At 59.4% G+C, this 12,009-nt stretch carries 5 protein-coding genes; 4 read left to right on the top strand and 1 reads right to left on the bottom strand.

Annotated elements, in window-relative coordinates; translation table 11 throughout:
- Nucleotides 1-375: 375 nt before the first annotated feature.
- The 4 genes from K5R33_RS18545 (at nt 376) to K5R33_RS18560 (ending at nt 9,884) form a co-directional block, all read left to right on the top strand.
- The gene (locus K5R33_RS18545) at nt 376-4,446 is read left to right on the top strand and encodes a beta strand repeat-containing protein (RefSeq protein WP_220750579.1); all 4,071 of its coding nucleotides are present in this window, start codon (nt 376-378) and stop codon (nt 4,444-4,446) included.
- A 692-nt stretch (nt 4,447-5,138) separates the two neighbouring features.
- Nucleotides 5,139-5,885 carry a transporter substrate-binding domain-containing protein gene (locus tag K5R33_RS18550; protein WP_220750580.1) on the top strand — a complete coding sequence of 249 codons (747 nt, stop codon included), beginning with the start codon at nt 5,139-5,141 and terminating at the stop codon, nt 5,883-5,885.
- Between the two features lie 4 nt (nt 5,886-5,889).
- Complete coding sequence (locus K5R33_RS18555; RefSeq protein ID WP_220750581.1) at nt 5,890-9,519, top strand: response regulator; 3,630 nt, start codon at nt 5,890-5,892, stop codon at nt 9,517-9,519.
- A gap of 2 nt (nt 9,520-9,521) precedes the next feature.
- Nucleotides 9,522-9,884: a response regulator gene (locus K5R33_RS18560; protein WP_220750582.1), complete on the top strand. Its 363-nt coding sequence runs from the start codon at nt 9,522-9,524 to the stop codon at nt 9,882-9,884.
- Here the strand turns inward: K5R33_RS18560 and K5R33_RS18565 are convergent.
- Nucleotides 9,871-11,406, bottom strand: a complete 1,536-nt coding sequence (locus K5R33_RS18565) for a response regulator (RefSeq protein WP_308443254.1) — start codon at nt 11,404-11,406, stop codon at nt 9,871-9,873. The genes K5R33_RS18560 and K5R33_RS18565 overlap by 14 nt on opposite strands.
- Between the last annotated feature and the right edge of the window lie 603 nt (nt 11,407-12,009).

Raw genomic sequence — 12,009 nt, forward strand, 5'->3', positions numbered from 1 at the left:
ACTCTTGGCCAAGGCGGTACAGAGAAAAGGCTCAGAGCAAGGAAACAAGAAACTCCAGGCCTAGTCGCTTCGCGGTCGGGGAGCACAGCAGCCAGGGCAAAATCTACACCACGTTGAGAGATTTCACGGGAGGCAGGTCACCAGCAGACAAGTCTGACGGTCGACGTCATTTCTCTGGGAGGGAATGGGTCAGCCAATGACGTGACGCCCTCCCCGGCAAGCTGACGCGCTTTTCCGAGAGATCGCCGGGATCGCCGACGGCAAGACGTCTCGCGAAAAACGTAGGTAAACAAGAGATTAACATGTACGGTCCCCGTGCAGTCCGGTTCAGGCACCGCTGCTCGTCTCGCGACGCGATTTTGTTTGGAGTGTTTCATGCCTTTGACACCTGAGTCCTGGCTCGGCCAGTTTACCGTCAACAACACCACGTTTGGTCCTGGGGGGTCTCTCCAAGAAGAGCCTGTTGTCATCCAGCTGACCACCGGCAACATCGTTGTGTTTTGGGCAGACAACTCCGACGCGGTCGGCGGCACTGGCAACGGTTTTGACATCATCGGCCAGATCTATGACCCGCTGGGCAATGAGATCGGCAACGAGTTCATCGCCAACGGCTTCGATTCGGATGACGAACGCGAGTTCGATGCCGCAGCGCTGGAAGATGGCCGTTTCGTCGTCGTCTATACTGACGATGACGGCTCGCCCACGAGCAACAGAATTCGCGCCTCGGAATGGACGACCAACGCCGACGGCACCATCGGAACACGCGACAGCTTGACCATCGCATTCACGCCGACGGCGGGCGACGTCGTTTCTAAGCCGTCGGTGGCGTCCCAGAGCGATGGAAGCTATGTGGTGGCCTATCAATTCACCGATGACTCTGCCGCCGACGGGTCGGACACGGAGGTGCAAGCCGTGCGCGTGGCTGCGGATGCCACGGTTGGGTCGCCTGTCACGGCCCTTGCCGGATCCGCCTCCTCGGACATCACCGATATCGCGGCGCTGTCGAATGGCAATTATGTCGTGGTGCACGAAGACCGGGACAGCGTCCGTGCGGACGATGCCCTTGTCTTTAGAATACTCGATGGGACCACGGGCATAGGGGGCAGCGGTGCGGCGTTTGTGACGGACACTGCATCGAACGGCGAAAGTGATGTGGATGCATCCGTCATCGGGTTGACCGGGGGCGGATTTGTCATCGCTTGGCAGAACGTCGACAGCAACGACACCGACATCAAGTTCCAACGGTATGACAATGACGGCGTGGCGCAGGGCGCTGTCACCCTGGTCGACAGCGACGGCACGACCGACAACAATAACGAACCGCACCTGATCGCGTTGGCCGATGGCGGCTTTGTCGTGGCCTATGACGACGATGAGGACGGCACCTTTGCCATGCAACGCTTTAATGCCGCAGGTGTCTCGGTTGGCGCGACGGTAACGCGCGCGCCCGGCGGTGAAACCCAGATGGGCGGGATTGGCCTGGCCGACGGACGCTTCATCACCACGTTCAAGACCACGGCCGACATTGAGGCGGAAATCTTCGATGTGCGCGACAACGTCAATGCGCCGGTGTACGCCCCCAATGACTTTCAGATCGGCACCCTTGGCGACGACACCTTCTCGGCCAGTAGTGACAGGGTGTTTGGCCATGATGGCAATGATACGATCACGGATGGATCCGGACCTAATCAGGTTTTTGGTGGCGCCGGGAATGACAGCATTGGGATTTCAGCGGTTTCAGCCAATGAATCCCGCGATGGCGGCGATGATATTGACTGGCTTTTTGGGTCAGGCATGGCCAATGGCACGATCTATGACCTTCTAAACGAGGAGGTCCGGTTTAGCACCAACACCGAGGCCGTCACCAATTTCGAAAACGTCCGTGGCAGTAGCGCCAATGAGGAATTTATCGGCGACGATGGTAGCAACGAAATATCGGGCGAGGGTGGTAATGATACAATCAAGGGTGGCTTCGGTTTTGACAGCCTGAACGGTGGGGATGGCAACGACCTATTTTTCAACGCAACGAGTGAGGGCTTCGATAGTATTGATGGCGGTATCGGGGACGATACGCTAAATATCGAAGATACCTATGTCATAAATCTCCAATTCGACCTTGAGGCTGCCATCTGGGGCGTCAGGGATTTTCCAAACCGCACGCTTCTGAGGGTGGAAAACATCGACTCGGCGGCGGGCAACGATCTGATCACCGGCGTCGCCAGCGATATTGGCGTCACCTTCACGTTTCTCGGCAAAGGCGGAAATGACACCATAACCGGCGGTGCCAATGTCGAAGTCATCGATGGCGGCGACGGAAATGACAGTCTCGATGGCGGCGCCGGGGCTGACAGCCTCGACGGCGGTGCGGGCAACGACACGCTCCGGTCAGGAGAAGAGCCGGACGCGGCCGATAGGCTCCGCGGTGGGGACGATGACGACGTGCTCGAAAAGCAGAGTTTCACGCAAGCCGGGGTTATCGGGACGTTTGATGGCGGCGCTGGAACAGACCTGTTTTTCTTTTCATCCTCGGGCAGCATTGATCCGACGTCGTCCCAAGTGGTCGACCTGGGCGCGGAGCGTATCCTGTTCAACGGGTCGAATAGGGATATCGTTACAAATATAGAAAACGTTCGCGTGGCTGGTGCAGCCGGGATCCAGGGCGATGACGGAGATAATGAGCTTTCTGCGGTGGGCCACTTCGCCAATGTCATCCGTGGTGGAGGTGGCGACGACACGCTTGAGGGCGGTGCCGGAGGCGATACGCTCGACGGTGAGGACGGGTCGGACACCGCATCCTACGAAAGGTCCGGCGCGCGCGTTGTCATCAACCTAGAGGCCAATTTCGAAGCCGGTGGCGACGCGGCAGGCGATACCCTCATTTCTATCGAAAATCTGCGCGGCTCTGCATTCAGTGACATCCTGCGGGGTGACGATGCGGCCAACGTGATCGAAGGGGGTGCCGATGGCGATGTGATTGACGGACAGGACGGGTCCGACACCGCGTCTTATGAGCATTCGGATGCGCGTGTCTTGGTCAATCTCGCAGCCGGGTTTGTGTCTGGTGGGCATGCCACGGGGGATACACTTACGTCTATCGAGAACCTGCGCGGCTCTGCGCTCGATGACGTCCTGCGCGGCGACAACACGGCCAACGTGATCGAAGGTGGCGCTAGTGCCGATGTGATTGACGGGCAAGGCGGGTCCGACACCGCGTCTTATGAGCATTCGGATGCACGCGTCGTGATCAATCTCGGCGCGAATTTCGAAGCCGGTGGGCATGCGGCGGGCGACACGCTGACGTCCATCGAGAACCTGCGCGGGTCTGCCTTTGGCGACGTGCTGCGCGGCGACGGCACCAACAACGAGATCGAAGGCGGCGCCGGTGCCGATGTGATCGATGGACAGGGCGGCACTAACCTCGCGTCCTATGCGCATTCGGATGCGCGTGTGGTGATCAATCTAGGACAGGGGTTCTTCAGCGGCGGCGACGCCTTGGGTGACACGTTGCTCAATATCCAAAATCTACGCGGCTCGGCATTTGATGACGTGATCCGGGGCGATGACGCGGCCAACTTGGTTGAAGGCGGCGACGGCAATGACGAGCTAGACGGGCTGGTTGAAAACGACACCCTGCGCGGCAATGACGGCGATGACACGCTGATCGGTGGGGCAGGCGAGGATCGCCTCGAAGGCGGTGATGGCGTCGATAGTCTCTCTGGCGGCACGTTTGCCGATCGTTTGGACGGAGGTCTTGGCGATGACATGATCGACGGCGGCAGCAATTTCGACACCGTACTTTACGTGGGGCTCGACGCCGGGGTCGTCGTCAACCTGGACGCTGGGACGGCGACGGGTGGCGGCGGCACCGATACGCTTGTTCGGGTGGAACACGCTTTCGGCTCGGGCTTTGACGACGAGATTACCGGAACCGAGATCCACGGCAATCGGCTTGAGGGGTCCCTTGGGAATGACACTCTCTTCGGGCTTGCAGGCAACGACGTCTTGATCGGCGGGGGTAATAACGACAGCCTTTTGGGCGGTGCCAATAACGACAGGTTGCTGGGCGGGTCGGGAACAGATTTTCTGGATGGCGGGTCCGGGCGCGACCTCTATTTCGGGGGCAGTGGCGCGGATGTATTTCATTTCGCCGCAATTTCGGAAATGGGGATCGGGCAGTTCGGTCGAGACGAGGTTCGCGATTTTTCCCGGGCGGACGGCGACAAGATAGACGTCTCTAATATCGACGCTGATCTCAGCGCTGGAGGTGATCAGGCCTTTTCTGTTGTCACGACCTTCTCAGGGGCGGCTGCTGAGATGGCGCTGGTGGAAACGACAAAGGCGGGCGTTGCCGTGACGATTGCGAGCCTCGACGTGAATGGCGATGCGGTGACGGACGCTCAGATCTATGTGGTCGGCACCGTGGCTCAATCCGATTTCATTCTTTGAAACGGTCGGGTCACTTCTTGACCTGAGACGCCTGTGGCTGCTGCGGATATGTCCGTTGGAAGTTTCTAGAGTCTCGGCTGATTGATGGTCATAGACAGAAGATGACGGCGGCGGCCACGGCAATGGGTAAGCGTCTATGAAAGTCACGATATTAACATAATGTTGATTATGCGTTATGTCAGTATTGCCGACATTTTTCTGACCCGCCTCACTCAGGTTCGGCCCAAACCGGACCTAGGCCTCCGCTCGACGATGCCGCGCTGCGGCCCGCCAGACCAGACCTTCGCTGTGATAGCGCGATTGCGGGGAATAAGGACGCTAAGTAGTAAGCTGAATTCCGCATCTGTTGCCGAACTAAAAGGTTTGCTCTGTGGGATTGGAAACGAAAGCCACACACTGCGTGAGTGAAAGGCACAGATTTAGCTAAACTGAGGGGTGGCGTAAGCTTTTCATGTGAGAAGCCAGCTGATGTTGCCGACACCGACCGTCAACTTGCGGCGGATAGAAACAACAATTTGACACTGCTTGGCGGCAGAAATACCGTTTTACGAAAGGGTGCGGGGGAAACTTCTCCTGGATACGCGAATGCGGACGCGCTCCCAAAGTGGGGTCGCTAGACCTGTTGCGGTGTGGTCTTGGGGTGCGATGCGGCCATTGTTCCAGGTGTGTCGCGAAGGCGAGGATAGAATCGGATGAGAACGATACTTGCGGTGGCGGCGGTGTGTTTTGCCGGGGTCAGTGCACATGCACAAGAGACCTTGCGTGTCGCGACGGAAGGGTTCTATGCGCCGTTCAGCTTTTATGACAACAACGGCGATCTGGCTGGGTTCGACGTAGATATCGCCAACGCGCTTTGTGGCGAGCTGCAAGTCACCTGTGAGATCGTCCAGAACGACTGGGACCTCCTGATCGACGGTCTGAACGAGGGAGCCTATGACGCGATCGTCGCGTCCATGTCGATCACGCCGGAACGGGAGGAGAAAGTGTCTTTCACGCTCCCCTACTACTCCAACATGCTCACATTCGTTGGCAAAAGCGGCAGCGGGATCGAGATCACGCCTGAGGGCCTCGCTGGAAAGACCGTGGGCGCCTTGCGCAGCACTGTGAGTTCCGAGTATCTCGAGGCGACCTATAGCGGGGTGGTTGAGGCGCGCCTTTACGATACCCAGGACGAGGCTTTGGCGGCGCTTGTGGCCGGTGACATTGACCTCGTGATCGGGGACAACCTTCCGAGCTATGCGTGGTTGCAAACCGCTGAGGGGCAGGGCCATGAGTTCATCGGTGAGTTCATCGATATCAATGACCGAATCAGCATCGCCGTCGATAAGGGCAACGATGCCCTGCTCGATCAACTGAACGAGGCGTTGATCGCGATTATTGAAAACGGGACGTATCAGACGATCAACGCCAAATACTTCCCCTTCTCGATCTACTTCTGAGCTGATGTTTGGGGCCGCAGGGGTTCGAGGGCGGCTCCTTCTCGCGTTCTTCGGCATCAGCAGCCTGGGCGTTTTCATCGCGGCTGCGGCGCTCTTTTCTTTCTCGACCGTGGGTTCCGTCCTCGACAGGATTACGTCGCAAAACGTACCCGCCGCCCTGGGCACCATCGAGATGTCGCGGCAAGCCGAGCGTATCGTGGCCACCGCTCCCACGCTTTTGTCCGTGCCCAACGAGGTGGAGCGGGAGGAGATCTCAACCCGGATCTTTGCCGAGATTGAAGAGCTGAACGACCAACTCGCCGTCCTGCGCAACGGCAACCTGTCGGCCACTGAGGCGCGGCGGTTGGAGCCCGCGATCATGCGGCTTGGTGGTAATATCCGTCAATTGAATGTCACGGTCGGGGAACGGCTTGAGGTGAACTCCATCAAGGACCAGTTGGTCGAAACGCTGGCCCTCACCGACAGCGCGATCCAGGGCGCCCTTTCGCCTGGTGTGATGATCCTCGACGCCCGCTTTGCTCAGCTTCAACGTCAAGCTGCCGAACCGAGTGCGAGCGTTGCGGAGTTGAATGAGACACTGGCGGAGCTCAAAGAACTGGTGTCGAGCACGCTGCCCCAACAGACCGCCCGGTTCGAGGCGGCGGCTATCAACGACATGCTGGTGCGCGCAGCGCTGGCCACATCGCCCTCTGAGATCAGCGCCTTGGCCTTCCCCCTCCGGCGGTCGCAACAAAACTTCGAGCGTCTGGTGACCCAGATCAACGAAGCGACGCAAGAGCGCCTGGCCCCGCATATCGAGACCTTGGCTGGCTTGGCGACGGGGCTGAACTCAATCCCGCGGATCCGGGAGAGGGAACTGCAACTCGATCAGATTGGCCAGGACCTCGTCCTGCAAAACGCGGAGCTTTCGGCGGAGCTGACTGAGATCGTCGACACCTTGGTCATGCAAACCGAACAAGAAATCGCCACCAGCAGCCGTGATGGCCGCTCCGCCCAGACGGTTGGTGCTTGGGTGATCATCGGCGTCACGGTCCTGAGCCTTGCGAGTGCGGCACTGGTGATCTGGCGGTATGTCAGCGGCAACCTTGTGGCCAGAATTACGGCGCTTAGCGCAAGCATGTTGGCCATCGCTGGCGGAAACCTTCGCGCGCCACTGCCCGAAGCAGACGGAAACGATGAGATCGCGAAGATGGCCGCGGCGCTTACTGTCTTTCGCGACACCGCCATTGAGGTGGAAGAGACGAACCTGCGCGAGATTTCGGAGACGCGTCGCCTGATGACCGACGCGATTGAGACGATCTCAGAAGGATTTGTCCTCTATGACGCCAATGACAAGCTGGTCCTCTGCAACAAGACCTATCTCGAAATGCTTGGGCCCGATCTAAAGGATCAGGTCAAACCGGGTGACCGCTTTGACGACATCATCCGTCGGACTGTTGCACATGGCTTGGTCCGTGACGCCGTCGGGCGGGAAGAGGCGTGGATCGTCGAGCGGCTGGCTGCCTACCGCGACCCAAAGGGCGACCACGTCCAGCAATATTCCGATGGCCGCTGGATCAAGTTCAGCGAGTTCAAAACCGAGGATGGCGGGACCGTCGCGATCTATAGCGACATCACCGAGCTACGGAATGCGTCCGACAAGGCGCAGGCCGCGAGTGAGGCCAAGTCGACATTCCTTGCGACGATGAGCCATGAAATCCGAACCCCAATGAACGGGGTTATCGGGATGACGAACCTCCTCCTCGACACCGATCTGTCATCTGAGCAGCGCGACTATTGCGAGACGATCAATACGTCAGCCGACAGCCTTCTGACGATCATCAACGACATCCTAGACTTCACGCGGGTCGAGTCCGGTAAGATCGAGCTCGAGCATCACCCGTTCGATCTGCGCACCTGTGTCGAAGAAGCGCTCGACCTTGTGGCGTACGCTGCCGCAAAGAAGAAGATCGAATTGGCCTATGCCATTGAACCGGGCACCGAGGAGTTTCTGGTCGGCGACGCCACGCGTTTTCGGCAAGTCCTCCTGAACCTCGTCAACAACGCAGTGAAGTTCACGGAAACCGGCGAAGTCGTTGTGACGATTGCACCGGACCCGACAACGCAAGCGTCGAGCACGTTAAGCACCATGCGCGTCGCCGTGCGGGACACCGGGATCGGCATTCCGCAGGATCGGATGGACCGACTTTTCCACTCTTTCAGCCAGATTGATGCGTCGACCACGCGCCGCTATGGCGGCACGGGGCTTGGCCTGGTGATCTCACAACGCCTCATGCGGCTCATGGGGTCTGAGATTGAGGTGGAAAGCGAGGTGGGCGTCGGCACAACTTTCCACTTCCGCCTCACGCTGCCCATAGCCGAGGCGCCCCCGCGCACCGACCGGACGCTTGAGATGGCGGATTGCGCGGGCAAGCGCGTCCTCATCGTCGACGACAACGCCACCAACCTCAAAATCATCGCGCGTCAGACCGAGGCCTGGGGCATGGTCCCCACCGTCACGGCCTCCCCCGCGGAGGCGCAGGCGCTACTGGCGACCCCGTCAGACTTCGACCTCGTGATCACCGATATGAGCATGCCCGACATCGACGGTGCGATGCTCGCCGAATGGATTCATGCGCGGCCCGGTGGCGCGACGCTCCCCATTATCCTCTGCAGCTCGCTCGGCGGGACATCCCCCAGCAAGGCATCGGGCGTTGATCTTGACCTCTTCAACGCCGTTGTCCCCAAGCCGCTGAAACCCTCAGCCCTGCTGGACGCTATCCTGTCTGCCCTCACCAACCGCCAGGCCCAAGTCGCCCACGACATTACCACCCCTATGCCCGTGACGCCGATGCAAGAGACGCTGGCCGACACGCTCCCCTTGCGTGTTCTTTTGGCCGATGATCATCCCACGAACATCAAGCTTGGCGTTTTGATCCTGGAGCGGATGGGCTATCGCGCTGATATCGCCAACAATGGTCTCGAGGTCCTCCAAACCCTCGAGCGCGCGCCCTACGACCTCGTGCTGATGGATATCGAGATGCCCGAGATGGACGGTCTCGAAGCGACCGCCAACATCCGCAACGCCTATGCCGAGGGCGGCCCCAAGATCATAGCGATGACCGCCAACGCCATCCAAGGGGACCGAGAGCGTTATCTCGCCTCTGGCATGGATGAGTATGTCAGCAAACCCATCTCAATCCCCGCCCTGCAAACCGCCATCAAAGCCTGCTTTGCGGGTGGCCCCCCAGACCAGACGCGCCCGATGCTTGAACAGACCCCCGATGACACCGCCGCGCAGTTCGACCCTTCGGCAATCACCAACCTTATGGAGATCATTGGCGGTGACGCTGAGGCATTCGCCATGCTGAAGCAAAGTTTCCTTGATGAAGCCCCAAAACTCCTCGCCCAGATCAAAGCAGGGGATACCGCCGGCGACGCCAAGATGGTGCGCCGCGCGGCCCATACGCTGAAGTCGAGCGCCAATGACTTTGGCGCGCTCCGCCTCGCGCAGCTTTGCAAGTCCATCGAAGCGGATGCACAGCGCGGCAGCCTCACGACCTTGGCGACGACCCTCCCCGTTTTAGAAGCTGAGTTTGAAGCCGCGGTCGACGCGCTGAACGCCCATCAAATGCCCACCGAGAAAGCGACATAACCATGGCCCTTACACGCATCCTAGTGGTTGATGATGCCCTGACCGACCGGATGAAGCTAACCCTCGCGCTCAAGTCCCGGGGGTTTGAGGTGACAGGGTGCGCCAGTGGTGCCGAGGCCCTGGAGGCGGTGCAGAGCGCCGCCTATGACCTCGTCATGCTCGACCTTGTGATGCCCGAAATGGACGGGAGCGCTGTGCTGGAAGCGCTCAGATCCGACGCGGCGACCGACGCGATCCCAGTGATCATCGTCTCGTCCACCGACGACCCCGATGAATTGGCGCGTGTTTTGGCTTTGGGTGCCATCGCCCACCTGTCCAAACCGTTTACGCCCGAAAGCCTCGGCGAGGTCCTTAGCCGGGTTTGACGATCCCTGCGGGCACGTCGCGCTTGACCTGTTCGGGTTTCACGATCTCGTCGCTCTCCTTGGGCCGCACCAGGATCATCCCGCCGATCATGCAAACGAGCGCCGCCCAAATCCACATGGACCCGGTCTCGGACAACAACAGGATGCTCCAAATCACGCCCATAATCGTCGCCACATACCCCGACTGACTTGCAAAGACCGCGCCTGTCTTGCGCACCGCCACCGCCAGGAGCCATGTCGCGCCCGCCGACAACGCGGCGAACAGAACAATAACGGTCATCGTCGTCTGATCCATGGCCGAAACGCCAAGCGTCGCGCCCATGCCCACGGCGGCGATCCAGGCGAAGCCGGATGAACCCAGCATGGTGAGGAACACCAACTCCCACGGATCGGTTTCCTCGGATGGCACGGCAACCATGAGTATTCCCTCGACGCCAGCGCTGATCGGCACCAGCAAAGCGACCATCAGCCAGATCGGCGCCCAGACGGCCGCCTGATCCCCCACCGGGCGCAGCACAAGCGCCACGGCGACAAGGCCCAGCCCCAACCCCAGAAACCTAAGGATCGTGGGTTTTTCCAAACGAAGCGCTGTAGTGAACAAAAAGACAATCATCGACTCCATCGCGAGGATGATCGAGAGCTCGATGCCTGAGATGTGTTCGGAAGAGGCAAACAACGCCAGTTGCGGGATTGCCCCGGCAAACGGCCCAATAATCAGCGCAAACCGCAGCTTTTTCCACGTCAGCTTGGGGATGTTACCGCGGACAAGGCACATCGCCAACCCAAGGAGCATCGTGATCGACGAAACCCAAGCCGCCATGCCTAGCGGATTGTCAATCGACGTCCCCGTCAAAATCTTGGAAAGCGCCGGGTAAAGCCCCGTGATCACCCCCATGAGGATGAGGAGCATCCCTCCGCGTAGCAGGTCGATCTGGCGCCTATAGGCCATCTCTCGGCGATGCACCTCGCCGGCCATCTGGGTGAAGACACGACCCAAGTCCCCGAGCGGGTCGCTCCGCTCGTTCACCTTTTCCAGGGGGAGGCGTGCGGGATTAAAATCCGTCTCATTCACGATCCGCGCCGCGTCCGTCAAAAGGTCCACGTCGCGTAGGTACTCAAGCTCCAAGTCGCGAAGGCGCTTCTTTTCCAGACAGGCCGACACGCGCGCTTTTAACAGAAGCGGGTCCACGTTCTTCGGTAAAAAGTCGACGGCCCCAAGCTCAATCGCTGTCACGATCTCCTTCATGTCGTCGAGAGAGGAGATCACCAAAACCGGGATTTGCGCCAAGAGCGCATCAGCGCCCATGACGCGCAGCACGTCGTAGCCGTCCATCTCGGGCATGACGATATCGAGTAAGACGAGATCGATGTCTTGGGCGCGCAGCACCTCGAGCCCCTGTGCGCCCCCATCGGCACTGACAACCTGATGCCCAAGCGCCTGGATCGCGGCCGTTAACTTGATCCGGCTCGTCGCGCTGTCATCGACGACCAGGACGCAGAAATCTCGATGCGAGTAAAGAATGCTGACGCCCCTACTAGTTCACAAACGCGCTTGTCAAAGGCTGAAAAGACACACCAGCCAGGTGAAAATGTTGCTTATGCTACGGCAGTTTGCAAGGTGTTGGTCTCGTACCGTGCCACCTCGCAAGAGTTAGCCGCCGCTGGCGAACTCCGGCCAACCCGGCGGCAGGTCATTCGCAGGAAATTGATTGAGGGATCAGGCAAAACCGCTATTGAACAAGGTAGTGACCACGACGGGACGGGTGAACCTACGTGCAATTTCCAAAAAATCTGCACGCCTGTGTTTCACAGAAGCCGAGCCCCTACTTCTCGGTAGAGTAACTGCCTGTCGCGAAAGCATCTCACCGGAACGGTTCAGTTGGGTATAATCGTTAGTTTCGTTCGCGTAGTCAGCTTTCTGCGCTGATCTATGCTCGGCGAAAAGTGCAGTGCTTTGAAGTTCGGTTTGCCTTGTGGCCTCAGAATTTACCTGCTCCCCTTAGAGTCCGCGCTTATAGGTTAGCGCTGTTCAGGGTTTGGTGCTCTTGTGACCGTTGGTGATACTCCCAAGGGGTGAGCCCGTCGAGGCTCGTGTGGGGGCGGTGGTGGTTGTAATCAGCGCGCC

Origin of the sequence: Jannaschia pagri, from assembly GCF_019655435.1 — a bacterium.
GTDB classification, from domain to species: domain Bacteria; phylum Pseudomonadota; class Alphaproteobacteria; order Rhodobacterales; family Rhodobacteraceae; genus Jannaschia; species Jannaschia pagri.